Consider the following 26,456-nt stretch of genomic DNA (forward strand, 5'->3'; position numbering starts at 1 on the left):
CGGGCGCAGGACGCCGAGCGCGCCGCCGCCGAAGCCAAGGCCCGGGCCGGGCAGGAGGCCGCCACCGCCGTCCAGCGCGAGCGCGAGCGCCTCGCCGCCGAGCAGGCCCGTGCCCGGGCCGAGGCGGAAGCGCGCGCCCGCGATCAGGCGCACCGCGCCCAGGTCAACCGCGAGGTCCTCGCCGACCTTTGCGATTTGGACCTCGGAGGCTGGCGCCTGGAGGAGGGGCCGGCGCGCATCCTGATCGCGGCCATCGCGCGTGGCCGCGTCGCCCATGTCGCCATCCGGTATTGAGGACGCGGGCGATGCCAGGTAACCACCAAGCCGCGCCCGTCGTGGCCGCGCTGTTCGTCGAGCGCAACGGCTGCTATTTCGACGTGCCGGGCGTTGACCCATGGGACGAGTCGCGAGACGCGCGCCGCTATTCCGGCCCGTGGCCCGTTGTGGCCCACCCGCCGTGCGCGCGCTGGTGCCGCTTGGCGAGGGTGAATCAGACCCGGTACGGGCAGGCGGTCGGCGACGACGGCGGGTGCTTCAGGGCGGCGATCGCGGCTGTGCGCCGGTGGGGCGGCGTCCTGGAGCACCCAGCCTATTCGCTGGCCTGGGACGCCCATGCCCTGCCGCGACCGCCGGCCCGGGGCGGCTGGGTCGAGACCCCATGCGGGGGTTGGACCTGCCACGTCGAACAGGGCCGCTATGGACACCCCGCGCGCAAGCGCACCTGGCTCTACGCGCACGGCTTACAGCCGCCGGAACTGCGCTGGGGGCCCGGTCCGGCCCCGGCCGCCTGGATCAGCACCGACCGGCCACGCGCCGAGCTGGCCTTGCGCGGCATCCGGCAGATCAGCAAGCGGCAGGCCCAGGCCACGCCAGCCGCCTTCCGCGACGTGCTGGTTGCCATCGCGCGCCTCGCGACGGGAGGTGATCCATGTCCCGCGTGATGCCTGCTCTGCACGTTGCGACCTCCCCACTGACCAACCGGATCTTTGCCGGCCGCGTGCTTGCGGACGGGCGGACCTGGGGCGCCGGGCGAGCGGACGTCACCGGGGCCGCCTGCGGTGCCGTCGCCGAGCACATCGCCGCCGCCGGAGCCCCCGTCGTGGTGATGCGCAATGGCGTGCCGAAGTGGGAACTCTCCGTCCGCGACCTCGAGACGTAACACCAACCCGCGGCCGCACGCCGCACCGATGGCCGGCCGGGCGCCGGCGGGAGAAGGAGCCATGTGCCAATGCATCTCGACCGTGAACGCCAGGCTGCGCGAGCAGGACCTGTGCCTGGTGCTCGTGCAGCCGCTGGGCAAGGACCTGGCGCTGCGGCCCCCGCGGGTCGCGCTGCGCACCGCGCGCCCGAGCGGCCGCCGCAAACCGATGCCGGACCTGAGCGCCGCGTTCTGCCCATTCTGCGGCGCGCGCTGCGCGGAGGCCGATGATGCCGCCACGGACCCGAGATAGCCGGCAGCTGATGGCCGGCGCCGGCAGCGGCGGGCCTGTCGGGCAATCACCGAACCGCATCGTGATTCGCCTCAGAACGGCCGCCTGGCACGACCAGAAGGGCCTTCACATGCGGCGGGACATGCTCTTTCTCCGGCGCCGGTGCGCCGGCTTCAATTGGCTGGAAGAAGAGGCCGACGTCGCCGGCGCCGATGACCCCATTCGCCGCATCATCAACCTGCACCAATGCCAGGATGGGATCTATCAGGTCCTGCCCTGCCATGAGCATCGCGACTTCGAGACAGGCCATATCGAGCATTGGGACTACAGGCTCGTGCCATTCGAGGAGGAATAGGCCATGCGATCACTGAACCGCGTTGAATTGATCGGACACCTGGGGACGGATCCGGAGCTCCGCTACACCCAGGGGGGCGACGCCGTGGCGACGCTCTCGATCGCCACGAACGAGGCCTGGACGGACAAGCAGACCGGCGAGCAGCAGGAGCAGACCGAGTGGCACCGCGTGGTCCTCTGGCGGCGCCTGGCCGAGATCGCCAATGAGTACGCGCGCAAGGGCAGCCGAATCTATGTCGCGGGGCCGCTGAAGACGCGCAAGTGGCAGGACCAGCAGGGTCAGGACCGCTATACGACCGAGGTTCAGGGACGCGATTTGCTCCTGCTGGACCCGCCAGCGGGGCGGGGCGACCGGACGGCGCCGGCCCCTGCTGGGGGCGCCAGCGCGCCGAGCCGGCCCCGGCGGCCCCAGTACGGGCCCGGCGTTCCGGCCCAGGCGCCCGCCGACTTCGATGACGACGTTCCTTTTTGATCTGAGCGGAGGCCAAGGACATGGGCACGGACATCCTTACGCAGCGCTGGTATCTCCTCGGGCCGCCCTGGGCCTGCGGCCGCGATGCCGGCCTGACCGTTCTCGCTGGCGACCCCGACCCACACGCTGCGCAGATCGTCGCCGATCTGGAACTCGCGGCGCTGCACACCGAGGAGAATGGCCACGACGGCCCGACCCGCGAGGCGATGCGTGCGGTGGCTGCGCACATCGTGGCGTTGCACAACGCGGGGCTCGCGGGCGCCGCTCTGCGGTCTCTCGCCGCACCGCCCCAGCGCCGGGACGAACAGGAGGGCATGCACGGGAGCGCAGCGCGTGGCCCCCAGACGAGCCGGGATCGGCACACCCCGGGCCCCTGGGAAGTGGGCCCCTGGCATCAGAGCGTGCGCCCCTCGGCGGCCGCGGTGCTAGCCGGCGCGCGCCTCAACGACGGCTACGCGATCTGCGCCGTCTACGGCCAGCGGCAGCGGCCCGCCAACGCGCGCCTGATCGCCGCAGCACCGGACCTCCTGGAGGCGCTGATGCTGATCCTGCAGAACCCCGATCACGCGCGGGAGCTGCTCCCAGTCGAGCGCGCCACCGCCGAGGCGGCGCTCGGCAAGGTGGCGGGGAATGACCGATGACCGCCTGCCACTGCGACTGGGATCCGCCTAGCCTCTACCACTGCGGCACGCGCACCGCTGCGCCGAGTGCGGCGGCGCCATCCACCTGGGCGAACGCTACGAGCACGTGTTCGGCCGCTGGGGCGGGCAGCCGGACACCTTCGACACCTGCTCGCGCTGCCTCGCGCTGCGCGACTATGTCGAGGCGCACGTGCCCTGCCTGTGCTGGCAGCACGGGCACATGCGCGAGGACTGCATCGAGACCGCACGGGCCTACGCGCCCGAGGCCCCCGGGCTGCTGTTCGGGGCCTGGCGCCGGGAGATCGCGATCGCCCGGCATGCCCGCGGGGCCTGACCCAGCCTGACGTTCCGATCCGACATGGAGGTATGAGCCATGCCCGACGCAACCACCCGTAAGCAACCGCGCAGGGAGATGACCCTTGGCGAATTCCAGGCCGAGGCGATTCGCCGATTTGGAGAGGAGGTCAGCAAGTGGCGCTTCGTCTGTCCGGCCTGTGGTCACGTGGCCAGCGCCCAGGACTGGCGCGACGCCGGGGCGCCGGAGGGGGCCATCGCCTTCTCCTGTGTCGGCCGCTGGCTCGACGAGGCGCGCGACGCGTTCGAGGGCGATGGCCCAGGGCCGTGCAACTACGCCGGAGGCGGACTCTTCGGGCTCAATCCGGTGCGCATCGTCGATCAGCCCGGGCTGGCCCTATTCGACTTCGCCGCAGCGCACGGGGAGGAATGCCCATGAACGATCGACTGGATGCAATCATCCGGGACCTGCTCGCCGGCGATGCCGTCGAGATCGGGCTGCTGTCCACCGGCGAGCGCTGCTTCGTCGCGCTCGCCGCCGACCGCTATGACCTGCTGCCGACCGCCTACGCGGACCCGATCGAGGCCTGGCACCGGCTCGACCGGGATTGGCGGCTGGCGGTCTGCGCGTGGCGCGGCTGGCCGGAACACTACGCGATGGGGGCCTGAGCCGACCCCGGCCGGCGGGCGATTCACTGGTTCAATCCGACGGGCGCGAGGATGACAGACCGCGTTGACTTCGTCACAATCAAGCGCTTCTCCGAGCTGAGCGGTTACACCGAGGATGCCGTGCGCAAGAAGATCAAGACCGGCGTCTGGCTGGAGAAGATCCACTACCGCAGGGCTCCGGATGGGCGGCTGCTCATGTCGTTGGCTGCATACCACCGATGGGTCGAGGGGAAGGCGGCATAGAGGCCCGCGGCAAGAGCATCCGCGTGACGTTCTACGTCCGCGGCGTGCGCTGCCGGGAAACGCTGCGCCTGGCGCCGACGCGGGCGAACCTCGCCCACGCGCGGCGCCTGCTGGCGGCGATCCACCACGAACTCGCCATCGGCACCTTCAGATACAGCGCCCACTTTCCGCACAGCCCGCGCGCCGCCCTGTTCGATGGTGTGCAGTTGAGCAACGCGCTGATCGAGGAGGAACTGCGCCAATACCTCAGCGCCGCCCAGTCCGCGCTCGCCTACAGCACCCACCGCGATTATCGCAGCGCCATCGAGAACCACCTGATCCCGGCGTTCGGCGGCATCCCGCTGTCGGCGCTGACCACGCGCCAGGTCCGCGAATGGATCGCCGCCCAGGTGATCTCGGCGAAACGCATCAACAACGTCCTAATTCCGCTGCGAAAGCTCTACGCGGAGGCATTCGCCGAAGGTCGCGTCGAAGCCGACCCTCTCGCCCGCATCAAATACCTGCCGATCGTTCAGGACGAGCCCGATCCGTTCACGCCCGCCGAGCGCGAGGCGATCCTCGCCGCTTGCACCGAGCCACAGCATCGCAACCTGTTCCAGTTCGCCTTCTGGACCGGACTGCGCACCGGTGAGCTGATCGCCCTCGAATGGGGCGACATCGACTGGCAGCGTGGAGTCGTCTTTGTGCGGCGCAACAGCGTGCGCAAGCGGGTGAAACCACCCAAGACCAAGGCCGGGATCCGGGAAGTGAAGCTCCTCGCCCCGGCGCGCGAGGCGCTCCAGGCGCAGCGCGCCCACAGCGAGCTCGCCGGCGGCCGCATCTTCCTCAACCCGCGCACCGGCGAGCCCTGGGAGACCGACGGGCAGATCCGCAAGACCGCCTGGGCGCACATCATCCGGCGCGCGCGCGTCCGCTACCGCACTCCATACCAGACCCGCCACACCTATGCGAGCACGCTGCTGTCGGCCGGCGAGAATCCGATGTGGGTTGCGCGTCAGATGGGGCATGCCGACTGGGGCATGATCCGCCGTTGTTACGGCCGATGGATACCGGACGTGGACCCCGCCGCAGGCGAGCGCGTGGCCGCCCTGATCGCTGCACAGCGCGGGGGCCATACAGGGGCCGAAAGGGGCCAACCTGGGGACAAGCCGAGACCCACCAGGTCCCACCCAGACCAACCGGGCGGTCGTGTGGTGGATCGGCAAGTGATTGATATCAATCAGTCTGAAGGGGTCTCAGGTGGACCCAGAGGGTCCGAGCCTGAGACGGGAATTGGTGGAGGCGGCGGGAATCGAACCCGCGTCCGCAAGCCCTCCGCCCTTGGTCCTACATGCTTAGCCCGCTCTATTATTTTTAGCCTTCCAACGCCCGAGGGGCAGGGCGAACGGTCGGCGATCTCGAATTGGGTTTTAGCGGATCAGGTCCGAGCCCCCGTCACCGCGATCCTGTGTGAGGTTACCCCTGGAATCCGCCGCCCACAGGCAAGAGACGGCCAGAGGCCCGCTGGGATTAAGCAGCGAGAGCGTAGTTGTCGTCGTTGGCAACTATAGATTTGCGGCTGGTTTTACGAGGTTGTCCGCACCTCGGCATGCACCTCAGGTTTTGCGACCCACGTCGAAGCCATGTCGCCCCCATGAAGCAATGAGACAGTCTAGAGGCCCGGAAGGTCGGCGGCAAGTCCGACGGCCCGAGCGGGCACGCCTGCCTCGGCACATAGGTTGGGTGCCTCGTGTCGTTATCAACCCCCTGGCGGCCACCGACTGGGGCGGGCTGGCTCGCGGAGGGCGCCGCGCGGCGGCGGCGCGTCGTATCCCCGGGTCGAAGGACCTCAGGCGATTTCTGTCAACAAACCTACCGTCTGGCTGGTCCTGTCGCCCGCCTTCCGTGTCGCGAGCGTACTCACATCGCTGGGCTATGCTCCTACGCGCGCTCCTTGAAGACAAACGAAAGTCCGGAGTCATCCGGTCGGTTTGTTTCCGGCAATCGCCTCAGTCCCGCCGTGGGACCTCGGGGACGGGTACGCGCTGCTCGGGTGGGCCGCCCGGTGTCCCGGTCGCGCAGCAGCCTTTGCCGTCGCCGCATTCGCCGCAGGCGCCCCGGCGGCGCCAGAGCTTGCGATACAGGTAGTAGCCGGCGGCGGCGACGATCGCCACCGTCACCGCGGTGTCGGCCCAGCCGAAATGGTGCTCGGCCGAGATGTCGGGCACGGCCGGGTCGGTCGTCGTGCCTGTGGTGGATAGGCTGTTCATCGTCGGGACCTCCGCGAGGGTCTTGGCCATGGGTCGACGTGCATTCAGTTGGTCGGCCGCCCGGCGGGCCCTTCGTCCGACACCTCGATGGCCGCGGCCTCGTGACGCCGCAGCGTGACATGGTTCGTGTCCAGCATGACCTGGATCGGATCGTCGAGCGGCGCGCTGCGCACGACGGTGACCACGATCCCGGGCATCAGGCCGAGATCCATCAGTCGCTGACGCACGGCCCCGTGGCCGAGGAGGCGATGGATGCGCACCCGGCGGCCGGGCGGGAAGTCGTTGAGCGTGCGAACGGGCCTGTCGGGGTTCGGTGTCATGGGGGGCGGCTGCCAGGTGTGGCAGTGGGTCTCGGTTACCTAACGGTACCCGAACGCTACCATATGCGCCTGTCAAATACAAAAAGCAACGATTCCCATTTGCAGTAATGGCGCGGCGCGTGCTAGCCTTTCCGCAGTCCCGCTGGGGTTGCCCGGTCGATCCGGCCGGTCTGACTGTTCGATGCCTTCTTGGAGGAGATTGCCGATGAATCGAAGTGCGCGTCTGGCGTGCGGCCTCGTGGCCGGTCTGTGGTTGTCGACGGCGGTGGCCCACACGCCGCTGTGTTCCTGTTACGACAACGGTGATGGCACGCTGCTCTGCGAGGGCGGGTTCTCCGACGGTTCCTCGGCCGCCGGGGTCGATGTCCGGGTCGTCGATGCCGATGGCGGGGTGATCCTGGAGGGCAAGATGAACGAGAACAGCGAGTTCGAGCTCGATCGGCCGGACGGTGACTTCACGATCGTGTTCGATGCCGGTCCGGGTCACGCGGTCGAGATCCCCGCGAGCGCGATCTATTGACGTGGCGCCGGTGATCGCGGCGTTGCGCAGCGAGCCTCGGCGGCTTGGCGCCGGCCTGGCGTGGCGATCGCCGATGCCCCGGATTTTCGATCCACTCTCCCACTAGGAGTCTTTGCCGATGAAGCATGCCGTTCTGTCCGCCTGCTGCGCCGCCACGCTGCTGGCCGTTCCGGCCGTGCAGGCCCACTTCCAGCTCCTCTATACCCCCGAGGTGATGCTGGAGAGACCGACGAATTTGGACCTCGAGCTGGTCTTCGCCCATCCGATGGAGAACGGGCATACGATGGACATGGGCGAGCCGGAGGCCTTCTTCGTCGTCTTCAAGGGCGAGAAGACGGACCTGAAGGACAAGCTGGAGCCGATCACCTGGAGGGGCGCCCACAACGAGGCCAAGGCCTATCAGACGGGCTACCGCGTCACCCGCAATGGCGACTACATCTTCGCGCTGGTGCCGGCGCCCTACTACGAGGCCAACGAGGACATCTACATCCAGCAGATCACCAAGGCCTACGTGAACAAGGGCGCCATGCCGACGGGCTGGAACGAGCCGCTCGGGCTGCCGACCGAGATTGTGCCGCTGACCAAGCCGTATCAGGTCTTCGCCGGCGGGACCTTCACCGGTCAGCTGCTGTCCGATGGCAAGCCGGCCCCGGGCGTGGAGTGCGAGATCGAGTTCATCAACACGCGGATCGACCAGGAGGGCAATGCCTTCGGGGCGGAGCCGCTCGCCGAGACCCCGGCGACGACGATCGTCGCCATCACGGATCCGAACGGCATATTCACTTTCGGTGTGCCGATGCCGGGCGTCTGGGGCTTCGCCTGCCTCGGATCTGGGCCGGCGACCGAGCACGCGGGCAAGGAGCTCTCCCAGGATGCGGTGCTCTGGATCAACGCGCAGGCGCTGAATGGCGGTCCCACGGTCGGCGAGGCAGCGCAGGGGGCGAGTTACCGGGTGCGTGACAACGACTCGCTCTCGACGATCAGCGCGCGGGTCTATGGCGACGCCGGCGCCTGGCAGCGCATCTACGAGGCCAATCGCGGTCAGCTATCGAATCCGGACGCCCTGATGGCCGGCATGGAGCTGGTGATCCCTTGATGCGACCGTGACAAGGCTCGGCGCGAGGCCCGCTGCGAAGGTGGGCCTCGCGCCGATCTTGCCAGTGGCGGCGCCCGCTCGGGCGTTCGTGCATCTGGTCCTCGCGGCCTGGTTCGCCGCGCCTGCGCGGTGCACGCCGCCCGCGCCCCTCCCGTTGGATCTGCTCCCCGTCGCCCGCGAGTCACGAAACGCGGCGCCGACGGCGCTAGAATGCCCTGGCCGGTCGACGAGGATCGACGACGGACCGGACCATGAGTCATTACTTCGGAGCGACGCCTACCATGACCCATTATGACGTGTTCAACGGCGATGCCGACGGGCTCTGTGCCCTTCATCAGCTGAGGCTGGTCGAGGCGATCGACTCGGTCCTGGTGACCGGCGTGAAGCGCGACATCGCCCTCCTGGAGCGGGTGCCGGTCGAGTCGGCCAGTTCGGTCACCGTGTTGGACGTCTCGCTCGACAAGAACCGCGGTCCGCTGCTCGAGCTGCTCGCCCGCGACGTGCCCGTGACCTACTTCGATCACCACTACGCCGGCGAGATCCCGTCCCACCCGGCACTCTCCGTCCATATCGATCCGGCCCCGGATCGTTGTACGAGCCTGCTGGTCGATGAGGCGCTGCGGGGGCGCTGTCGGCCCTGGGCCGTCGTCGGGGCCTTCGGCGACGGCATGGAGGCCGCGGCACGCTCGGCCGCGGCCCCGCTCGGGCTCGCGGAGGCCGACCTGATGCGGCTGCGCGAGCTCGGCATCTGTCTCAATTACAACGGTTACGGCGAGCGGGTCGCCGATCTGCACTTCGCCCCGGACGCCCTCTACCGACGGATGCAGGCCTTCGGCGATCCGTTCGCGTTCATGGCCGAGGACGACGCCTTCGCGACCCTGAGCGCCGGCTTCGCCGACGATATGGCGCGGGCGCGCGAGTTGGCGCCAAGGCTCGAAGACGAGCGCCATGGGCTCTACGTCCTGCCGGCCGAGGCCTGGGCGCGGCGTATCAGCGGGGTCCTGGCCAACGAGGTCGCGCACGGGGCGCCCGAGCGCGCCCATGCCCTGTTGACCGAGCGCCCGGACGGTGGCTTCGTCGTCAGCGTGCGCGCGCCGCGCGCCACCGGCGAGGGTGCCGATGCCCTGTGCCGCCAGTTCCCGACCGGCGGTGGCCGCAAGGGCGCCGCGGGCATCAATGTCCTCGCCGAGGCCGACTACGACCTGTTCGTCGAGCGGTTCCTCGCGGCGTTTTGATGCGTTGCCCCGAAGGTCTCGTGCGCTGAGCGAAGGCTGGACGCCGTCGCGGCGGGGCCGGCTTGCCGGCGCTCGGTGTGTCCTGAGCCGGTGAGGCCTGGCGCTCGCTCGCGAACGGGGCCCCCCGGCGCGTCGTCGGCTGACCTCGGGCGCGGGGCCAGGTGCCGGTTTTCAAATACAGATCATCAGCGGAAGATGTATTTTTGTGCCTGATGCCCGTGTTATACAGGCGGCAACCGCGCGAGCTACTCCGAGTTTCCAGCGAAGCGCGCCCTGAGGCGAGACCCGGGGCGCGTCTCTACTCCAGACAGAGGAGGATTGAGCACGATGGGTTATCAGGCTGTCTACGAGCGCGCCAAGCGCGATCCGGAGGGGTTTTGGGCCGAGGCGGCGCAGGCGATCGATTGGGATCGCGCCTGGGAGCGGGTCCTGGATGCGTCCAAGCCGCCCTTCTACCGCTGGTTTGCCGGTGCCATGCTCAACACCTGCTACAACGCCGTCGATCGCCACGTCGCGGCGGGCCGCGGCGAGCAGGCGGCGATCATCTATGACAGCCCGGTCACCGGTACCCAGGAGACGATCAGCTATGCCGAGCTCCAGGCGCGCGTGGCCCGTTTTGCCGGGGCGCTGCGGGACCAGGGGGTCGAGAAGGGCGATCGGGTCATCATCTACATGCCGATGGTGCCCGAGGCGGTCATCGCGATGCTCGGCTGCGCGCGTATCGGCGCGATCCATTCGGTCGTCTTCGGCGGCTTCTCGTCGCGCGAGCTCGCGACTCGGATCGACGATGCCAAGCCGCGGGCGATCGTCGCCGGCTCCTGCGGCATCGAGCCGAATCGGGTCGTGCACTACAAGCCGCTCCTCGACGAGGCGATCGAGCTGGCCGCCCACAAGCCTGAGCGCTGCATCGTCCTCCAGCGCCCGCAGGAGCCCGGCGCGCTGATCGACGGGCGTGACGTCGGCTGGGCCGAGGCCATGGCCGCCGCGACGCCGGCCGATTGCGTCCCGGTCGCGGCGACCGATCCGCTCTACATCCTCTATACCTCGGGCACGACCGGCCAGCCGAAGGGAGTGGTCCGCGACAACGGCGGCCACGCCGTGGCGCTCCATTGGAGCATGGCGAACGTCTACGGCGTCAAACCCGGCGAGGTCTTCTGGGCGGCCTCCGACGTCGGCTGGGTGGTCGGGCATTCCTACATCGTCTACGGGCCGTTGCTCGCCGGCTGTACGAGCGTCCTCTACGAGGGCAAGCCGGTGGGGACGCCCGATGCCGGCGCCTTCTGGCGCGTGATCGAGGAGCATGGCGTCAATGTCCTGTTTACGGCGCCGACCGCCTTCCGCGCGATCAAGCGGGCCGATCCGCGCGCGGAGCTCCTCGCCAACTACGATCTCGCCGGCTTCCGCGCCCTGTTCCTCGCCGGCGAGCGCTGCGACCCGGATACGCTGCGCTGGGCCGAGGAGATCCTGAAGGTGCCCGTCATCGACCACTGGTGGCAGACCGAGACCGGCTGGGCGATCGCCGCGAACTGCCTGGGTATCGAGCGGCTGCCGGTCAAGCCGGGGTCGCCGACGGTGGCGGTGCCGGGCTACGACGTGCAGGTGCTCGACGAGGGTGGGCACCCGGTCGCTGCCGGCGACATCGGTCGCATCCTGATCAAGCTGCCGATGCCGCCCGGCTGCCTGCCGACGCTGTGGGGCAACGACCAGCGCTTCATCGAGTCCTACCTCTCCGCTGTCGAGGGCTACTATCTCACCGGCGACGCCGGCTACCTCGACGAGGACGGCTACATCTTCGTCATGAGCCGCATCGACGACGTCATCAACGTCGCCGGTCATCGGCTGTCGACCGGCAGCATCGAGGGGGCCTTGGCGTCGCACCCGGATGTCGCCGAGTGCGCCGTCATCGGCGCGGCCGACGAGCTCAAGGGCGAGCTGCCGGTCGGCCTGGTCGTGCTCAAGGCCGGCGTCGCCCGCGATCTGGCCGTCATCACCAAGGAGTTGATCGCGCTCGTGCGCGAGGAGGTCGGTCCGGTTGCGGCCTTCAAGCACGTCGCCATCGTCGAGCGGCTGCCGAAGACCCGCTCCGGCAAGATCCTGCGCGGCACGATGAAGCGGATCGCCGACGGCAGCGAGTATCGGATGCCGGCGACGATCGACGACCCCGCGATCCTCGGGGAGATCGAGCAGGCGCTCGCCGCCATCGGCTACGCCAAACGGGGCTGACGGGCGCCGTTTAGCGGCGCCGCCCGCCCGGGTGGCGCCGCCACTTCCCGGCGCGGCTCGCACCCGGCGGGCCGCATCTGAATGGGCCGTTGGGTCCCGCCCTGCCCGTGAGGGGCGAACATTGTCGACACCTTTTCTTGACACTGGCCGAGAAATCGGTAGATTTGGCCTGTCTATGGAATAATTGTCGACAGATTTCATGCTGCAACCCCTTGGTCTGGTCACCACTACGATCGCCGACGAGGTCTTCGCCAAGATCCGTCAGGCCATCGTCGAGGGCGAGATCCCGAGCGGCAGCAAGCTCAGCGAGCCGGAGATGGCGACCCGTTACGGCATCAGCCGCGGGCCGCTGCGCGAGGCGCTGCGCCGGCTGGAGTCCTCGAACCTGGTCGAGCGGCGGGCCAACTTCGGCGCCCGCGTGGTCACGCTGACCTTCGCCGGTCTGATCGAGATCTATCAGCTGCGCGAGGCGCTCGAGGGCATGGCCGCGCGGCTAGCGGCCGAGTGCATGACGCCCGCCGAGATCGCCGACCTGCGGGCGCTCCTCGCCCGGCACCGCGATCAGGTCGCCGGCGACCCCTCCGGGGCCTACTTCCAGAAGGAGGGTGACCTCGACTTCCACTTCCGGATCGCCCAGGGCAGCGGCAATCGCCGCCTGATCGCGATGCTCTGCAACGATCTCTACTACGTGGCGCGGATGTACCGCTACCAGTTCGGCATGGCGGGTGATCGCTCGCGCGCCGCCCTCGACGAGCACGGGCTGATCGTCGACGCCATCGCCGAGCGCGACGGCGAGCTCGCCGAGTGGTTGACGCGCCGGCACATCCGCGCCTCGCGCCGCCACGCCGAGCGCCGGCTCGGTGCCCAGCCCCAGCCAGACGAATCGAGAGGATCCCCATGACCCAGACACGCACCACCCCGGGCGCGAAGCTGCGCCAAGCCGTCGCCGAGGAGCACCCGCTCCAGGTCGTCGGGGCGATCAATGCCTATCACGCGATGATGGCCGAGCGCACCGGCTACCGCGCCATCTATCTCTCCGGGGGCGGCGTCGCCGCGGCCTCCTACGGTCTGCCGGATCTGGGCATGACGAGCCTCGACAACGTCCTCGAGGACGTGCACCGCATCACCTACGCGAGCGACGTGCCGCTGCTGGTCGATGCCGATACCGGCTGGGGCAGCGCCTTCAACATCGCCCGCACCGTGCGCCAGTTGATCCGCGGCGGGGCCGCCGGCTGCCATATCGAGGACCAGGTCGCGGCCAAGCGCTGCGGTCATCGCCCGGGCAAGGCGATCGTCTCGCAGGCGGAGATGGTCGATCGCATCAAGGCGGCCGTCGATGCCCGCACCGATGACTTCGTGATCATGGCCCGCACCGATGCCCTGGCCGTCGAGGGGATGGACGCCGCGATCGAGCGGGCCGTCGCCTGTGTCGAGGCCGGCGCCGACATGATCTTCCCCGAGGCGATGACCGAGCTCGACCAGTATCGGCGCTTCGCGGCGGCCGTCGGGGTGCCGGTCCTGGCCAACATCACCGAGTTCGGCGCGACACCGCTCTTCTCGACGGGCGAACTCGCCGAGGCCGGCGTCGCCCTGGTGCTCTATCCGCTCTCGGCCTTCCGGGCGATGAACAAGGCGGCGCTCGACGTCTACCAGGCGATCCGCCGCGACGGCACCCAGGCCGGGGTCGTCGAGACGATGCAGACCCGTCAGGAACTCTATGATTTCCTGAACTATCATGGCTTCGAGCAGAAGCTCGATGCGCTATTCGCCGCCGGCAAGGAGTGACGCGCGGCCCGGCATGACAGATCCACCGGGCGGCCTGGGCCGAGACGCCCCTTCCGCCGTCGGGGCCGGCGAGCGTGCCGGTCGGGGCGGAGCTGCCCATCACCCAGCACGAGGAGAAGACGATGGCCGATGAACCACAGACCGAGGCACCGAAGCGGAAGAAGTCCGTCGCCCTGTCCGGTACCGTCGCGGGCAACACCGCGATCTGTACCGTCGGGCGTACCGGCAACGATCTGCACTACCGCGGCTACGACATCCTCGACTTCGCCGACCAGGCCGAGTTCGAGGAGATCGCCTATCTGCTGATCCACGGGCACCTGCCCAACCAGACCGAGCTGGCCAGCTACAAGCAGCGCCTGAAGTCGTTGCGCGGCCTCCCGGCGACGATGAAGCTGGCCCTCGAGCAGATCCCGGCCGCCGCCCATCCGATGGACGTGCTGCGTACCGGCGCCTCGCTGCTCGGTACGATGGAGCCCGAGAAGGAAGACATGTCCGTCGCCGGGGCCAAGGCGATCGGCGATCGGTTGATGGCCTCGTTCGGCTCGATGCTGCTCTACTGGTATCACTACAGCCACCACGGCCGGCGCATCGAGGTCGAGACCGATGACGACTCGGTCGGCGGGCACTTCCTGCACCTGCTGCACGGGCGGGCGCCCTCGGCCGATTGGGTGCGGGCCATGCACACCTCGCTGATCCTCTACGCGGAGCACGAGTTCAACGCCTCGACCTTCACCGCGCGGGTCATCGCCGGGACCAACTCCGACATCTACTCGGCGATCACGGGCGCGATCGGCGCCCTGCGCGGCCCCAAGCACGGCGGTGCCAACGAGGTCGCCTGCGAGATCCAGAGCCGCTACGCGAGTCCCGACGAGGCGGAGGCCGACATCCGGGCGCGGGTCGCCCGCAAGGAGATCATCATCGGCTTCGGCCACCCGGTCTACACGGTCTCGGACCCGCGCAACGAGGTCATCAAGGCCGTCGCTCGCCGCCTGTCGGAGGGCAACGACGACCTGCTGATGTTCCAGGTCGCCGAGCGCCTCGAGTCGGTCATGTGGGACCTCAAGCACATGTTCCCGAACCTCGACTGGTTCTCGGCCGTCTCCTACGCCCAGATGGGCGTGCCGACCCAGCTCTTCACGCCGATCTTCGTGATCTCGCGCACGACCGGCTGGGTCGCCCACGTCATCGAACAGCGCCTCGACGGCAAGATCATCCGCCCGAGCGCCAATTACACCGGACCCGAGAACCGCCCCTGGGTGCCGATCGCGCAGCGCTGAGCGGCACTGTCGGGTCAGGTCGCGCTGGCCCGACGGCGCTACGGAAAAAATCTGCCGCCGCAATGTCGGGTTACGCTGCGCTAACCCGACCTACGGCCTCGGAGGGGCTGCGTTGCCGGCTGTCGGGTTACGCCCCGCGGGGCTAACCCGACCTACGGCCCCGGCGAAGCTCGGCACGGCCCGTAGGTCGGGTTAGGCGCGCCGGCACGGCGGTCCCCGAGAAAGACCAGGTTGCCGCGCGCCATAACCCGACGCGCGGCCCTTGCCCTGAATCGTTCCTCACCCCTCCCCGGAGATTCCCATGAGCTCACATATCGCCGACGCCAATGTTCGGCCCGACCCGGATCCGGAACTCGTCGCCATCGCCGACTATGTCTGCGACTACGAGGTCCATTCCCAGGAGGCCATCACGACCGCGCGCCACTGCCTGATGGATTCGCTCGGTTGCGCGATGCTGGCCCTGCAATACCCGGAGGCCATCAAGCACCTCGGGCCGATCGTCCCCGGCACCCTGGTGCCCAATGGCGCCCGAGTCCCCGGCACCCAATTCGTCCTCGATCCGGTCAAGGCCGTCTGGGACCTCGGCGCCCTCGTGCGCTGGCTCGACTTCAACGACACCTGGCTCGCCGCGGAGTGGGGGCATCCGTCGGACAACCTGGCGGCGATCCTCGGCCTCGGCGACTACCTGGCCCGCAAGGCGGTCTCCGAAGGACGGGCGCCGCTGACGATGGCCGAGGTCCTGCGCTACATGGTCAAGGCCCATGAGATCCAGGGCGTGCTGGCGCTGGAGAACAGCTTCAACCGGGTCGGCCTCGACCACGTCGTCCTCGTCAAGGTCGCCTCGGCGGCGGTCGCCGCGCGGATGCTCGGTGCGAGCAAGGCGCAGGTCATCGATACGCTGAGCCAGGCCTGGGTCGACGGGCAGTCGCTGCGGACCTACCGGCACGCGCCGAACACGGGCTCGCGCAAGTCCTGGGCGGCCGGCGATGCCGCCTCGCGCGCGGTGCGCCTGGCGATGATGGTCGACAAGGGCGAGATGGGCCTGCCATCGGTGCTGAGCGCGCCGCGCTGGGGCTTCTACGACGTGCTCTTCGGCGGCCACAAGTTCGTCATGCAGCGCGACTACGGCACCTATGTGATGGAGAACGTCCTCTTCAAGATCAGCTTCCCGGCCGAGTTCCACGCCCAGACGGCCGTCGAGTGCGCGATGCAGCTGCACCCGCAGGTCAAGGACCGCCTCGATCGCATCGAGCGCATCGAGCTCGTGACGCAGGAGTCCGCGGTGCGCATCATCAGCAAGGACGGCCCGCTGCACAATCCGGCGGACCGCGACCACTGCCTCCAGTACATGGTTGCCGTGCCGTTGATCTTCGGTCGCCTGACGGCCGCCGACTACGAGGATTCGGTCGCCGCCGATCCGCGGATCGACGCGCTGCGCGAGCGGATGGTCGTGCGCGAGGAGCCGCGCTACACGCGCGACTACCTGGACCCGGGCAAGCGCTCGATCGCCAACGCCATCCAGGTCTTCTTCAACGACGGCACCAGCACCGACCGCATCGAGATCGAGTACCCGATCGGCCACCGCCGCCGCCGTGCCGAGGGAATCCCGGTCCTGGAGCGCAAGTTCGAGGCGGCGCTACGGACCCGCTTCCCGCGGGTCCAGGCGCAACGCATCCTGGATCTCTGCGGGGATCCCGGCCGGCTCGCGGCCACGCCGGTCCACCAGTTCATGGACCTGTTCGTGATCTGACGGTGGCCTCGGGGCGCGCGGCCACATCCAGCCCGGATGGTCGCGCAACGTGGCCCTGTAGACCTTCGTCGCGGCGCGGTGTCGGGCCCGCGCGGCGTAACCCGACATCGCGGCCGCCTGGCCTGTCGGGTTACGCCGCGCGCCCGGTCGCTCCCGACGGATAGTGCAGCACTTCAGAAATCCCGAGGCTGTTCGTTGTCGTTGTCGAGATTCGCAAGCCGACAACGACAACGATCTGAGACGGTCTCGGAACATCCGCACTGTTGCACTAGTCGTCGAACGGCGTCCCGCGCTGGCGCTTGCCGGCGAGGCGTCGCTCCTTCGCCGCGCGCGTCGGGCGGGTCGGCTTGCGCGGGGTCGGGGCGCGGCCGGCGCGGCGGATCAGGGCCGTAGGTCGGGTTAGCCCCTCGGGGCGTAACCCGACGGCCGGCAACGCGGCGACCACCGAGGCATCCGCGCCCCGACCGCCCGCAAGCGGGCCCCTACCACGCGAGGCTTGCAGGCCGCCGCGTGCGCGGTCTCGGGAATTGCGCCGTCTTGCACTAGCGCCGCGGGCACGGCCCAGGGTACCGGCGCCGTGCCCAGCCGGGGTGCCCCCCGGTCAGCGCTGCGAGATCGGTACGTAGTCGCGGTGGGTCGGCCCGCAGTAGATCTGACGCGGCCGCCCGAGGCGGCCGTCCGGATCCGACATCATCTCCATCCAGTGGGCCACCCAGCCGACGGTGCGGGCAATCGCGAACATGACGGTGAACATGTTGCGCGGGATCCCGAGCGCCCGGTAGATGATGCCGGAATAGAAGTCGACGTTGGGATAGAGCTTGCGCTCGACGAAGTACTCGTCGTTGAGCGCGATCTCCTCGAGCTCGAGGGCCAGTTCGAAGAGCGGATTGTTGGCGTCGGCGAGTTCGTCGAGCACCTGATGGCAGACCTCGCGGATGATCTTGGCGCGCGGGTCGTAGTTCTTGTAGACGCGATGGCCGAAGCCCATGAGCCGGAAGGGGTCGTCCTTGTCCTTGGCCTTGTCCAGGTAGGTCTGGACGTTCGCGACGTCGCCGATCTGCTCGAGCATGTCGAGGACGGCCTCGTTGGCACCGCCGTGGGCCGGACCCCAGAGCGAGGCGATGCCGGCGGCGATGCAGGCGAACGGATTGGCCCCGGAGCTGCCGGCGAGGCGGACCGTCGAGGTGCTCGCGTTCTGCTCGTGGTCGGCATGCAGGATGAAGAGGAGATTGAGCGCCTTCTCGGCGATCAGCCCCGGCTTGTAGTCCGCGCACGGCGTGGCGAACATCATGTGCAGGAAGTTCGCGCAATAGCGCAGGGCGTGGCGGGGATAGACGATCGGCTCGCCGACGCTGTGCTTGTAGGCCGCCGCGGCGATGGTCGGCACCTTGGCGACGAGGCGCAGCGCCGAGATCTCGCGGTGCTTCGGGTCGTTGATGTCGAGCGAGTCGTGATAGAAGGCCGACAGGGAGCCGACGACGCCGACCAGCATCGCCATCGGATGGGCATCGTAGTGGAACCCGTCGAGGAACCCCTTCAGGTTCTCGTTGATCATGCTGTAGCGCGCCATCTCCTCCTCGAACGCGAGGAGCTGACGCTCGCTGGGCAGTTCACCATAGAGCAGCAGGTAGGCGACCTCCAGGAAGCTCGCCTTGGTCGCCAACTGCTCGATCGGATAACCGCGATAGAGCAGGACGCCGGCCTCGCCGTCGATGTAGGTGATCGCGCTGTGGCAGCTTGCGGTCGCCATGAAGCCGGGGTCGTAGGTGAAGATCTCCGTCTCCCGGTAGAGGGTCGAGATGTCCACGGCCGCCGGACCGAGGGTGCCTCGTCGCAATGGGAAATCGGCGGTCTTGCCGTTGTCGTTATTCGTGATCGTGACGGTCTCATTCGCCATACGCTCGCTCCTGGCCGTAATGATGTGGTCCCGCGAATCAGCCGCTCCGTGACGATGCCGATCGATTCGAAGTCCCTCGGGTCGGCGCGATGCCGTGCGGCGCCGCGCCCCCAATGGATCGTTAGCAATTAGCAGGCCGCTGGCGTGCGACTACTTGATCTCCCGAAGCCGCTCGATGTCCTCGCGCACGGCGCCGGCCGAGCGCTGGAAGTCGGCCTGTTCCTCGGCGTTGAGATCGAGGGTCACGACGGACTCCAGACCGCGCTTGCCGAGGACGCAGGGCACGCCCATCGCGATGTCACGCTCGCCGTATTCGCCATCGAGCAGGGCGACGCACGGCAGGAGCCGGCGGCGATCGTTGCAGATCGCATCGACCATGGTGACGACCGCGGCGCCCGGGGCGGCATAGGCGCTGGAGTTCTGGCGCAGCCCGAGGATCTCGGCGCCACCCTTGCGGGTGCGCTCGTTGATCTCGGCGATGCGCTCGGCCGGGATGAAGTGCGAGATGGGCACGCCGTTGATGGTGCAGAAGCGCGAGACGGGCACCATGGTGTCGCCATGCCCACCGAGGACCAGGGTCGTGATGTCGCGGATCGAGAAGCCGGTCTCCATCGCGATGAAGCTGGCCATCCGCGCCGCATCGAGCACCCCGGCCTGGCCGAAGACCCGCTCGCGCGGCCAGCCAGTGCGCTGGGCGACGCGATAGGTCAGGGTGTCGACCGGGTTGCTGACGACGATGATCATCGCGTCCGGGGCATGGCGCAGCGTGTGGTCGGTGACCTCATCGATGATCCGCACATTGGCCTCGAGCACATCGGAGCGCGACATCCCGGGCTTGCGCGGCAGGCCGGCGGTGACGACGACGATCTCGGCGCCCTCGATCACCCGCGGGTCGTGGCTGCCGGTCAGGACGGTATCGGAATCGAAGTGCTGGGCGGTCTGGTAGGCATCCAGGGCCACACCCGCTGGATAGTCGGGACGGACGTCGTACAGGGCGACCTCGCGGCACAATTCCTGTTGGGCCAGGATCTGGGCCGTGGTCTCCCCGACGCGCCCGGCACCAATGACGGCGATCTTCTGCATGGGTTTGCTCCTCGACAGGGCATCGATGACGGGGACGGCGCGCTCATGGCCCATCGCGAAGGGCCACCCGAGGCGCTGCCGGCGCGGCGAACCCGGCGTGCCGGTCCGGCCGTGCCGTCAGGTCGCGCGCCGGGACTCGCGCGCGCACCAATGCGCCCAGCCACTCCCATGGCGGCCGGACGCCGGAAACGGAGGTTCTCGATGGGCCGGGCCGCGACGACGTCCGCACCCCCGATGCGGCCGAGAACCACCGCGCGATCTGGCCATCACGCAGGCCGCAGACTCCAACCAAGCGAAGTCCCGGCCCGCCCGCCGACCGCTCGGGGCCGTCGCTCGAGTCAGCGGCCGTACTTGCGGCGGAACTTGTCGACCCGACCGCCGGTATCGACGATCTTCTGCTTGCCCGTATAGAATGGGTGACACGCCGAGCACACCTCGACATGGAGTTCCGTACCGAGCGTCGAACGGGTCATGAACTCGTTACCGCAGCTACACTGGACCTTGATCTCGGAATAGGTAGGATGGATGCCTTCTTTCATGGGGAACCTGGAATCCGTGGGGCGAAGAATGGAGTCGGATCGGCACTGAATTGCGCAGTCTAGCCCGCGGACGCAGGTGATGCAAGCCGTGGCTCGCCGCACGGCACGACGGATCCGACCTGATCGGCCGCGTAGGTCGGGCTAGGCGCGCCGATACGGCGGCCAACGAAAGACGAAGGATTGCGCGCGCCGCAACCCGACACCGGCCTCCGCCAGCGTCGCCTGCCCCGGCAGGTGCCCGTGTGCCGGCTATCGACCACCCGAATCGCCAGCCCTGATCCCCTCCCCGCGGGGACGCCCCCGCCCGTCAGCGCACGAAGAGCCCGAGCAGGTCGTCGAGAAAGCGCCGGCCGAGGTCGCTCGGGCGGATCCAGCCGTCGTTCAGGATGAGGAGCCCGCGCCGCTCGGCCGCCTCCAGCCGGGATAGGAGCCGGTCGATCGGCAGCCCGGTGCGGGCCTCGAACAGCCCCACGGGGAAACCCTCCGCGAGCCGCAGCGCGTTGAGCATGAACTCCAGCGCCAGGTCGTCCTCCGCGAGCCGCTCCTCGCTGGACGCGAAGCCGCCGTGTCCCCGCGCGGCCAGATACGCCTCGGGTCCCTCGCGCTTGATGCGCCGCGCGACCCGGTCCGGCGCGGCGAAGGTCAGCTTGCCGTGGGCGCCAGCGCCGATCCCGATATAGTCACCGAATGCCCAGTAATTCAGATTATGGCGGCAGCGGCGTCCGGGGCGGGCGAAGGCCGAGGTCTCGTAATGGGCGAAGCCAGCGGCGGCCAGCCGCGCGACGGCGGCCTCGTGGGCGTCGGCGACCAGGTCCTCGTCGGGCAGTGGCGGTCGGGCGCGACCGAAGGGTGTGTCGGGCTCGATCGTGAGCTGATAGTAGGAGATGTGCTCGGGTTCCAGCGCGATCGCGCCCTCGATGTCGGCGGCCATGTCGGCCGCCGTCTGTCGGGGTAGGCCGTACATCAGGTCCAAGTTGAGGTTCGCGAAGCCCGCCGCCCGCGCGGCGGCGACGGCGGCGCGGGCCTGCCCCGGATCATGGATCCGACCGAGGCGCGCCAGGTGCTCGGCAGCGAGGGTCTGCACGCCGATCGAGAGACGGTTCACGCCGGCCGCGCGATAGGCGGCGAAGCGTGCCGCATCGGCGCTGCCCGGGTTGGCCTCCAACGTGATCTCGATGTCGGGGGCCAGGTCGGCCAGGGCGCGAATGCCGCGCAGCAACCCGTCGATCGTCTCCCCCGACAGCAGGCTCGGCGTGCCGCCGCCGATGAAGATGCTCGTCAGCGGGCGGGGCGTGGCGAGGTCGGCGAGTTCTCGCGCCAGGTCCCGCAGCAGCGCGTCGCGATAGGCCCACTCCGGCAGCGCGGCCGGCCGCGGCCGCGACCCGAAGTCGCAATACGGACACTTGCGCAGGCACCAGGGGACATGGATGTAGAGGGACAGCGGGATCGACCGACCGGCGACGGACAAATCTTCCCGCCCGTCACCGGCGGCCGGGACGGTCACGCGCGGTCGCGGGCCTGCATGTAGGTCAGCTCGGCGATCCGACCCCATTCCCGGGCCTGTTCGAAGAATTCGCGGAACGAGGCATAGACCCGCTGAGAGAAGGCATCGCGCGCCCCGATCTCGGCGACGACCTCCTCGGACAGCGCCCGCAGCCGCTCGATCACGTCGTCCGGGAAGCGCCGCAGCTCGACCTGATGTTCGCGCAGCAGAGTCTTCAACGCGACCGGGTTGCGGACCGTATACTCGGCGAGCATGTCCTGGTTGACGACCTTGCAGGCGTTCAGGACGATCGCCTGGAGGTCCTCCGACAGCTCGGCGAAGGCCTCCTTGTTGATGATGGCCTCCAGCGTCGTGCCCGGCTCGTGCCAGCCCGGGTAATAGTAGTACTTGGCCGCCTTGTAGAGGCCGAAGGCCAGGTCGTTGTAGGGGCCGACCCACTCGGTCGCGTCGATGGTGTTGTTCTGCAGGGCGATGAAGAGCTCGTTGCCGGGGAGGTTGACCGGCGTGCCCCCGGCGCGCTGGAGGACCTCGCCACCAAGGCCCGGGATGCGCATCTTGAGCCCCTTCAGGTCCTCGAGCGAGCGGATCTCCTTGTTGAACCAGCCGCCCATCTGCACGCCCGTGTTGCCGGCCGGTGCGGGGATCAGGCCGAATCGATCGTAGAGCTCGGTCCAGAGCTCCAGGCCGCCGCCATGGTAGAGCCAGCCGTTCATCTCCTGGGCGGTCAGGCCGAAGGGCACCGCCGAGAAGAACTGGGCCGCCTCGCTCTTGCCCTTCCAGTAGTAGGCCGCACCGTGGCCGATCTGGGCGGTGCCGCGGGCGACCGTGTCGAGCACCTCGAAGGGTGGCACCAGCTCATTGGCACCGAAGACCCGCACGCGGATGCGCCCGGCGCTGAGGGTCTCGATCAGCTCGGCAAGCCGCTCGGCGCCGGTGCCGAGGCCCGGGAAGTTCTTCGGCCAGGTGGTCACCATCCGCCACTTGTGCTCGGTCTTGGCCTTCGCGTGGCCGACGCCGACGGCGCCCGCCCCGAGGGCCGCCAGGGAACCGGTGCCGAGCCCACGGATGAATCGACGGCGCTGCATGCGTATCCCTCCTGCGTGCTTCTCGTGATGATCGGGCCGGCGCGGCGCTCAGCCGGCCGGCTCCAGCCTGGCGTAGGCCAAGACCAGCCACTTGGTCCCGGCGCTCGCGAAATTGACCTGGACGCGGGTCTTCGAACCAGACCCCTCGCTGTCGAGGACGACCCCCTCGCCGAACTTCGGATGGACCACCCGCTGACCGAGCGCCAGCCCGCCGGCCTCAGCCCTGGACCGGGCGGCCGCGGCCGCCACCTGGGCCGGACCCGCGACGCCCCCACCGCGCACCTCCTCGAGGAGGTCGGCCGGGATCTCGCGCAGGAAGCGCGACGGGAAGGGGTGATTCTCGCTGCCGTGCAGGCGGCGCTTCTCGGCGTGGGTCAGATACAGATGCCGCATCGCCCGGGTCATGCCGACGTAGCAGAGGCGCCGCTCCTCCTCGAGGCGCGGCGGATCCTCGCGCGAGAGGCTGTGCGGGAAAAGGCCCTCCTCCATGCCGGCGAGGAAGACGATCGGGAACTCCAGGCCCTTGGCGCTGTGCAGCGTCATCAGCTGCACGCCGTCGACCTCGTCGGCCCCCTGGGCCTCGCCGGCCTCGAGCGCGGCATGCGCGAGGAAGGCGCCGAGCGGGCTGGCCGCGGCCTCCTCCGACCCGGCCTCCGGCGCGAAGCGCGCCGCCGTCTCGATCAACTGCTCCAGGTTCTCGACCCGATCCTGCCCCTTGCCGTCCTTGGCCTTGAGGTAGAAGTCGGCAAGCTCGACGGCCGTGATCACGGCCGCCGCGAGGTCGGCGAGCGGCAGGCCGTCGGCCACCTCGCGCTGGGCCTCGATCAGGTCGACGAAGCGCTGCAAGGCCCCGGCGGTGCGCGGCGCGAAGGCCCCGGCGGCGAGCAGGTCGCGGGTCGCGCGCCATAGCGAGACGCGCGCCTCGCGGGCCTGCACGCGGAGCTGATCGACGGTGCGCGTGCCGATACCGCGGGTCGGCACGTTGATGACGCGCTCGAGCGCCGCGTCGTCGTCCGGGTTCGCGATCAGGCGCAGGTAGGCCATGGCGTCGCGGATCTCGGCGCGCTCGAAGAAGCGCAGGCCGCCGTAGACCCGATAGGGGATCTGGGCCTGGATCAGGGCCTCCTCGAAGAGCCGCGACTGGGCCGTGGTGCGGTAGAGGATCGCGCACTCGCCGCGCCGGTAGCCCTCCTCGTCGAGATAACGGCGGATGCGTGCGACGACGAAGCGCGCCTCGTCGATCTCGTTGAAGGCCGCGTAGCGGCGGATCGGCTCGCCGGCCTGGCCATCGGTCCAGAGGTTCTTGCCGAGCCGCGCCTGGTTGTGGGCGATCAGGGCATTGGCGGCGCCGAGGATGGTGCCGGTCGAGCGGTAGTTCTGCTCCAGGCGCACCACGCGGGTGTTGGCATAGTCCCGCTGGAAGGTCTGGATGTTCTCGACCCGGGCGCCCCGCCAACCGTAGATCGACTGATCGTCGTCGCCGACCAGGAACAGGTTGTCCTGCGACCCGGCGAGCAGGCGCAGCCAGGCATACTGGATCGCGTTGGTGTCCTGGAACTCGTCGACCAGGATGTGCCGGAAGCGCTCCTGGTAGTGCTGACGAATGTCGGCGCGTTCGCGCAGCAGTTCGTGGGCGCGCAGCAGCAGCTCGGCGAAGTCGACCATCCCGCCGCGCTCGCAGGCGGCCTGATACTCGCGATAGATGGCGATCATCCGCCGCAGACGGGGGTCGCCCTCGTCGTCGAGGTGCTCGGCACGCCGACCCTCGTCCTTCTGCTTGTTGATGAAGCCCGTCACCTGACGCGGCGGCCAGTGCGCCTCGTCGAGCTCCATGGCCTTGAGGATGCGTCGCACGTGCCGGGACTGATCTTCGGCGTCGAGGATCTGGAACTGGGCCGGCAACCCCGCGTCCTGCCAGTGGGCGCGCAAGAAACGGTGCGCCAGGCCGTGGAAGGTACCGACCCACATGCCGCCGATCGGCACACCGAGGATCGCCTCGATGCGCTCCTTCATCTCGCGCGCCGCCTTGTTCGTGAAGGTGACGGCCAGGATCGACCGGGGCGGCGCGCCCTCGGCGCGGATCAGCCAGGCGATACGGTGTACCAGGACGCGCGTCTTGCCGCTACCGGCCCCGGCTAGCACCAGCCGATTGCCGGCCTCGGCCGTGACCGCCTCGCGCTGCGCCGGGTTGAGCGGATCGAGGATATCTGAGAGGTGTTCCATCGCGGCATTCTAGCCCGAATCGGCCGGCCCTCGACGAGTGGCCGCCTGTCGGGTTAGGGCGCGCGCGGGCCTATCGCTGCTCGGCGACCGCCGTGCCGGCGCGCCTAACCCGACCGGCCGTGCCAATCTGCGCCGGGGCCGTAGGTCGGGTTGGCCCCTCGGTGGCGTAACCCGACGGCCGGCGACGCTGGCAGCCGCCGAGAACGTAGGGCGGGAAAGCGAAGCGCATCCCGCTACCCACGGGGCACCAACTCCCGATGACGCTCGCGCAGCCAGGCCCATGGGAGCGCTGTCCGGGATCATCGCGCGCCAGGCGATCAAGCCGATTCCATCGGTGGGGGAGGCGCCGCCGTGGATATCGATATCCTACGGCCGGCGCGCCACCTGAGTCAGAACGGCGGGATGCGCTGCGCTTTCCCGCCCTACGCCCTACGATCGGGGCGGTCCGATGCCCCGCCGAGCCCAGGGTCAGGGCTGGAGCGGCACCCCGCGCAGCCCGGTCGTCTCCTCGAAGCCGAGCATCAGGTTCATGTTCTGGATCGCCTGGCCGGCCGCGCCCTTGACCAGGTTGTCGATCACCGACTGGACGATGACGACGCCACCGGGCTGCTCCCCGACCGCGATGCGACACAGGTTGGCACCGCGCACCGAGCGGGTATCCGGGTGCGAGCCGGGCGGCATCACATCGACGAACGGCTCGCCGGCGTAGCGCTCGGCGAAGAGCCGCTGGAGATCGAGCCCAGCGGCGACCCGGCGGCCGTAGAGGGTCGCCTCGATCCCGCGGATCATCGGCACCAGGTGCGGGACGAAGGTCAGCTGGACCGGCTCGTCGGTCAGGGCGGCCAGGTTCTGCATGATCTCGGGGGCATGGCGGTGGCCGGCCGACGAATAGGCCTTGAAGCCCTCGCCGACCTCGGCCATCAGCAGGCCCGTCGCCGCCTTGCGGCCGGCCCCGCTGACGCCGGACTTGGCATCGGCGATCAGCCAGGTCGGATCCACGGCGCCGGCCGCGACCAGCGGCGCGAGACCGAGCGTGACGGCGGTCGGATAGCAGCCCGGGTTGGCGATGACGCGGGCCGTGCGGATGGCCTCGCGGTTGAGCTCGGGCAGACCGTAGACGGCCTCCTCGAGAAGCTCGGGGCAGGCATGGGCCATCCCGTACCAACGCTCCCACAGGGCGGGGTCCTTGAGACGGAAATCGGCGGCCAGGTCGATGACGCGGATACCCTGCCCGAGCAACTCCGGGACCATCTGCATCGCGGTGCCGTTCGGCGTCGCGAAGAAGACGACATCGCAGTCGCCGAGCGCCTCGGGGCTCGGCTCGGAGAAACGCAACGACAGGTGCCCACGCAGGTGCGCGAACAGGTCGGCGACGTCCATGCCGGCCTCGCTGCGCGAGGTGATGGCCGCGATCTCGACCTGCGGATGGGCGACCAGCAGCCGCAGCAACTCGGAACCCGTGTAGCCGGTCCCGCCGACGATGCCAACCTTTGTCATGATGACCGCTTCGCTCCTGGCTCTGATTCAGGGGTCTATCTGGGGGGTCTATCTGGGGGTCTCGGGAGAG

General features: G+C 69.2%; 28 protein-coding genes, 1 other RNA gene and 2 pseudogenes. 19 read left to right on the forward strand and 12 right to left on the reverse strand.

The window, feature by feature from the left end; all coding sequences use genetic code 11:
• The 4 genes and pseudogenes from CKO41_RS14135 to CKO41_RS14150 form a co-directional block, all read left to right on the forward strand.
• Positions 1–294, forward strand: a pseudogene (locus CKO41_RS14135) (hypothetical protein); the annotation flags it as partial.
• Between the two features lie 11 nt (positions 295–305).
• On the forward strand, positions 306–941 hold the full coding sequence (locus tag CKO41_RS14140) for a hypothetical protein (RefSeq protein ID WP_200382809.1): 636 nt from the start codon (positions 306–308) through the stop codon (positions 939–941).
• Entirely contained in the window at positions 929–1,159 is a 231-nt protein-coding gene (locus tag CKO41_RS14145; protein WP_200382810.1) for a DUF7446 family protein, read from the forward strand. The genes CKO41_RS14140 and CKO41_RS14145 overlap by 13 nt, the downstream gene beginning before the upstream one ends.
• Before the next feature lie 61 nt (positions 1,160–1,220).
• Positions 1,221–1,451, forward strand: coding sequence for a hypothetical protein (locus CKO41_RS14150; RefSeq protein WP_200382811.1), 231 nt, complete (start codon positions 1,221–1,223; stop codon positions 1,449–1,451).
• A gap of 46 nt (positions 1,452–1,497) precedes the next feature.
• Here CKO41_RS14150 and CKO41_RS14155 read toward each other — a convergent pair whose 3' ends face one another.
• Positions 1,498–1,749, reverse strand: a complete 252-nt coding sequence (locus CKO41_RS14155) for a hypothetical protein (protein ID WP_200382812.1) — start codon at positions 1,747–1,749, stop codon at positions 1,498–1,500.
• Positions 1,750–1,788: 39 nt separating this feature from the next.
• Here CKO41_RS14155 and CKO41_RS14160 point away from each other — a divergent pair, with 39 nt between their 5' ends.
• The 7 genes and pseudogenes from CKO41_RS14160 to CKO41_RS14190 all read left to right on the forward strand — a co-directional run.
• Complete coding sequence (locus CKO41_RS14160) at positions 1,789–2,256, forward strand: single-stranded DNA-binding protein (protein ID WP_200382813.1); 468 nt, start codon at positions 1,789–1,791, stop codon at positions 2,254–2,256.
• Between the two features lie 20 nt (positions 2,257–2,276).
• Complete coding sequence (locus tag CKO41_RS14165; RefSeq protein ID WP_200382815.1) at positions 2,277–2,897, forward strand: XkdD/Y8K6 family phage-associated protein; 621 nt, start codon at positions 2,277–2,279, stop codon at positions 2,895–2,897.
• A 106-nt stretch (positions 2,898–3,003) separates the two neighbouring features.
• Positions 3,004–3,231, forward strand: a complete 228-nt coding sequence (locus tag CKO41_RS14170; RefSeq protein WP_200382817.1) for a hypothetical protein — start codon at positions 3,004–3,006, stop codon at positions 3,229–3,231.
• A 39-nt stretch (positions 3,232–3,270) separates the two neighbouring features.
• Positions 3,271–3,630: a VVA0879 family protein gene (locus CKO41_RS14175; protein WP_200382818.1), complete on the forward strand. Its 360-nt coding sequence runs from the start codon at positions 3,271–3,273 to the stop codon at positions 3,628–3,630.
• The gene (locus CKO41_RS14180; RefSeq protein WP_200382819.1) at positions 3,627–3,860 is read left to right on the forward strand and encodes a hypothetical protein; all 234 of its coding nucleotides are present in this window, start codon (positions 3,627–3,629) and stop codon (positions 3,858–3,860) included. The genes CKO41_RS14175 and CKO41_RS14180 overlap by 4 nt, the downstream gene beginning before the upstream one ends.
• Before the next feature lie 51 nt (positions 3,861–3,911).
• The gene (gene xisR / locus CKO41_RS14185) at positions 3,912–4,103 is read left to right on the forward strand and encodes an excisionase family protein (RefSeq protein ID WP_200382820.1); all 192 of its coding nucleotides are present in this window, start codon (positions 3,912–3,914) and stop codon (positions 4,101–4,103) included.
• A pseudogene (locus CKO41_RS14190) lies at positions 4,079–5,080 on the forward strand (Arm DNA-binding domain-containing protein); the annotation flags it as partial. The gene xisR and the pseudogene CKO41_RS14190, both read left to right, overlap by 25 nt.
• Positions 5,081–5,376: 296 nt before the next feature.
• On the opposite strand, the gene ssrA reads toward CKO41_RS14190, so the two are convergent.
• From ssrA to CKO41_RS14205, 3 genes are all read right to left on the reverse strand, one after another.
• Positions 5,377–5,736, reverse strand: a transfer-messenger RNA (tmRNA) gene (gene ssrA / locus CKO41_RS14195).
• A 355-nt stretch (positions 5,737–6,091) separates the two neighbouring features.
• Positions 6,092–6,352, reverse strand: a complete 261-nt coding sequence (locus tag CKO41_RS14200; protein WP_200248714.1) for a hypothetical protein — start codon at positions 6,350–6,352, stop codon at positions 6,092–6,094.
• 44 nt (positions 6,353–6,396) lie between these two features.
• Positions 6,397–6,672: a FeoA family protein gene (locus tag CKO41_RS14205; RefSeq protein ID WP_200248717.1), complete on the reverse strand. Its 276-nt coding sequence runs from the start codon at positions 6,670–6,672 to the stop codon at positions 6,397–6,399.
• 205 nt (positions 6,673–6,877) lie between these two features.
• Here CKO41_RS14205 and CKO41_RS14210 point away from each other — a divergent pair, with 205 nt between their 5' ends.
• The 8 genes from CKO41_RS14210 to CKO41_RS14245 all read left to right on the forward strand — a co-directional run bounded on the left by CKO41_RS14210 (position 6,878) and on the right by CKO41_RS14245 (position 16,558).
• Positions 6,878–7,192 carry a hypothetical protein gene (locus CKO41_RS14210; protein ID WP_200248719.1) on the forward strand — a complete coding sequence of 105 codons (315 nt, stop codon included), beginning with the start codon at positions 6,878–6,880 and terminating at the stop codon, positions 7,190–7,192.
• A gap of 118 nt (positions 7,193–7,310) precedes the next feature.
• Positions 7,311–8,288, forward strand: a complete 978-nt coding sequence (locus CKO41_RS14215; RefSeq protein ID WP_242464339.1) for a DUF4198 domain-containing protein — start codon at positions 7,311–7,313, stop codon at positions 8,286–8,288.
• 281 nt (positions 8,289–8,569) lie between these two features.
• A complete protein-coding gene (locus CKO41_RS14220) occupies positions 8,570–9,523 on the forward strand; it encodes an acetyltransferase (protein WP_200248722.1) in 954 nt (317 codons plus the stop codon).
• Positions 9,524–9,850: 327 nt separating this feature from the next.
• A complete protein-coding gene (locus tag CKO41_RS14225; protein WP_200248725.1) occupies positions 9,851–11,746 on the forward strand; it encodes a propionyl-CoA synthetase in 1,896 nt (631 codons plus the stop codon).
• 199 nt (positions 11,747–11,945) lie between these two features.
• A complete protein-coding gene (locus CKO41_RS14230) occupies positions 11,946–12,647 on the forward strand; it encodes a GntR family transcriptional regulator (protein WP_200248727.1) in 702 nt (233 codons plus the stop codon).
• On the forward strand, positions 12,644–13,531 hold the full coding sequence (gene prpB / locus CKO41_RS14235; protein WP_200248730.1) for a methylisocitrate lyase: 888 nt from the start codon (positions 12,644–12,646) through the stop codon (positions 13,529–13,531). The genes CKO41_RS14230 and prpB overlap by 4 nt, the downstream gene beginning before the upstream one ends.
• Positions 13,532–13,653: 122 nt before the next feature.
• Entirely contained in the window at positions 13,654–14,808 is a 1,155-nt protein-coding gene (gene prpC / locus CKO41_RS14240; protein ID WP_200382821.1) for a bifunctional 2-methylcitrate synthase/citrate synthase, read from the forward strand.
• 301 nt (positions 14,809–15,109) lie between these two features.
• Positions 15,110–16,558: a bifunctional 2-methylcitrate dehydratase/aconitate hydratase gene (locus tag CKO41_RS14245; RefSeq protein WP_200248752.1), complete on the forward strand. Its 1,449-nt coding sequence runs from the start codon at positions 15,110–15,112 to the stop codon at positions 16,556–16,558.
• A gap of 268 nt (positions 16,559–16,826) precedes the next feature.
• Here CKO41_RS14245 and CKO41_RS14250 read toward each other — a convergent pair whose 3' ends face one another.
• From CKO41_RS14250 to argC, 8 genes are all read right to left on the reverse strand, one after another.
• A complete protein-coding gene (locus CKO41_RS14250) occupies positions 16,827–17,003 on the reverse strand; it encodes a hypothetical protein (protein WP_200382822.1) in 177 nt (58 codons plus the stop codon).
• Between the two features lie 156 nt (positions 17,004–17,159).
• Positions 17,160–18,455, reverse strand: coding sequence for a citrate synthase (locus tag CKO41_RS14255; protein WP_200255344.1), 1,296 nt, complete (start codon positions 18,453–18,455; stop codon positions 17,160–17,162).
• Positions 18,456–18,605: 150 nt separating this feature from the next.
• Entirely contained in the window at positions 18,606–19,538 is a 933-nt protein-coding gene (gene mdh, locus CKO41_RS14260; RefSeq protein ID WP_200255346.1) for a malate dehydrogenase, read from the reverse strand.
• A gap of 338 nt (positions 19,539–19,876) precedes the next feature.
• Positions 19,877–20,077: a 50S ribosomal protein L31 gene (rpmE, locus tag CKO41_RS14265; RefSeq protein WP_200255348.1), complete on the reverse strand. Its 201-nt coding sequence runs from the start codon at positions 20,075–20,077 to the stop codon at positions 19,877–19,879.
• Positions 20,078–20,384: 307 nt separating this feature from the next.
• On the reverse strand, positions 20,385–21,581 hold the full coding sequence (gene hemW / locus CKO41_RS14270) for a radical SAM family heme chaperone HemW (RefSeq protein ID WP_338115591.1): 1,197 nt from the start codon (positions 21,579–21,581) through the stop codon (positions 20,385–20,387).
• Positions 21,578–22,666 carry a TRAP transporter substrate-binding protein gene (locus CKO41_RS14275; protein ID WP_200382825.1) on the reverse strand — a complete coding sequence of 363 codons (1,089 nt, stop codon included), beginning with the start codon at positions 22,664–22,666 and terminating at the stop codon, positions 21,578–21,580. Before CKO41_RS14275 ends, hemW begins: the two co-directional genes overlap by 4 nt.
• Positions 22,667–22,714: 48 nt before the next feature.
• Positions 22,715–24,889, reverse strand: a complete 2,175-nt coding sequence (uvrD, locus tag CKO41_RS14280) for a DNA helicase II (protein ID WP_200382827.1) — start codon at positions 24,887–24,889, stop codon at positions 22,715–22,717.
• Positions 24,890–25,357: 468 nt separating this feature from the next.
• Positions 25,358–26,386 (reverse strand): N-acetyl-gamma-glutamyl-phosphate reductase, encoded by a 1,029-nt coding sequence (gene argC / locus CKO41_RS14285; RefSeq protein ID WP_200254830.1) that lies wholly within the window; start codon positions 26,384–26,386, stop codon positions 25,358–25,360.
• Positions 26,387–26,456 lie beyond the last annotated feature (70 nt).

The organism is Thiococcus pfennigii, from assembly GCF_016583835.1.
Taxonomy (GTDB): domain Bacteria; phylum Pseudomonadota; class Gammaproteobacteria; order Chromatiales; family Chromatiaceae; genus Thiococcus; species Thiococcus pfennigii.